The organism is Vibrio genomosp. F10 str. 9ZD137, from assembly GCF_049974785.1.
Lineage (GTDB): Bacteria > Pseudomonadota > Gammaproteobacteria > Enterobacterales > Vibrionaceae > Vibrio.
Genome location: NZ_JBNGCJ010000237.1, coordinates 1 through 661 on the forward strand (window position 1 = coordinate 1; position 661 = coordinate 661).

Genomic DNA, 661 nt, shown 5'->3' on the forward strand with positions numbered 1-661 from the left:
TTCACCCCTTAATTGGGCGTTATGCTGCAATCAAAAACTTCTGGCCAAGACTGAAAATAAGGCCTAAAATAAGCACTTATTTAAATACTTAATTGGTGTTGTTATGAGACAGGTTTTAGCTGATTGTTCAGCAAGTATTTCTGAGTTAAAGAAAAATCCAACCGCTTTGCTAAATGAAGCTGATGGTTCTGCCATTGCTATTCTAAACCACAATAAGCCAGCAGCGTATCTTGTCCCAGCAGAAACTTATGAGTTTCTAATGGATATGCTCGATGACTACGAGCTTGCTAAACTAGTTGAAAGTCGCCGCGGTGAGTTATCTGAAGCGGTGGAAGTAGATATCGATGACTTATAAGCTTAAATTTCTACCAGCTGCCAAGAAAGAATGGAGCAAGTTAGCTCCACCAATTCAAAGTCAGTTCAAAAAGAAGCTTAAAGAGCGGCTAGAGAATCCACATGTTCCTTCGTCTAAACTTCGTGGCTACGACTCAGTTTACAAGATCAAACTACGTACAGCAGGCTATCGTTTAGCCTATGAAGTTATTGACGATGAAATCGTGGTGTATGTGTTGGCTATTGGAAAACGGGACAAAGATGCAGTGTACAAAAGGTTAGCATCGAGGTTCTCGTAACAGCAGCATAACAAAGCGTTTAAGACAGA

Annotated in this window: 2 protein-coding genes; both read left to right on the top strand. The window is 40.4% G+C overall.

The window, feature by feature from the left end; translation table 11 throughout:
• The first annotated feature begins 103 nt into the window (after positions 1-103).
• Complete coding sequence (locus ACP45E_RS03535) at positions 104-355, top strand: type II toxin-antitoxin system Phd/YefM family antitoxin (RefSeq protein WP_017038856.1); 252 nt, start codon at positions 104-106, stop codon at positions 353-355.
• Complete coding sequence (locus ACP45E_RS03540; RefSeq protein WP_017038857.1) at positions 345-632, top strand: type II toxin-antitoxin system RelE family toxin; 288 nt, start codon at positions 345-347, stop codon at positions 630-632. Before ACP45E_RS03535 ends, ACP45E_RS03540 begins: the two co-directional genes overlap by 11 nt.
• Positions 633-661 lie beyond the last annotated feature (29 nt).

Excerpts from the sequence above, each read along its gene's own strand:
- ACP45E_RS03535 (WP_017038856.1), top strand. The coding sequence starts at position 104 with ATGAGACAGGTTTTAGCTGATTGTTCAGCAAGTATTTCTGAGTTAAAG.
- ACP45E_RS03540 (WP_017038857.1), top strand. The coding sequence starts at position 345 with ATGACTTATAAGCTTAAATTTCTACCAGCTGCCAAGAAAGAATGGAGC.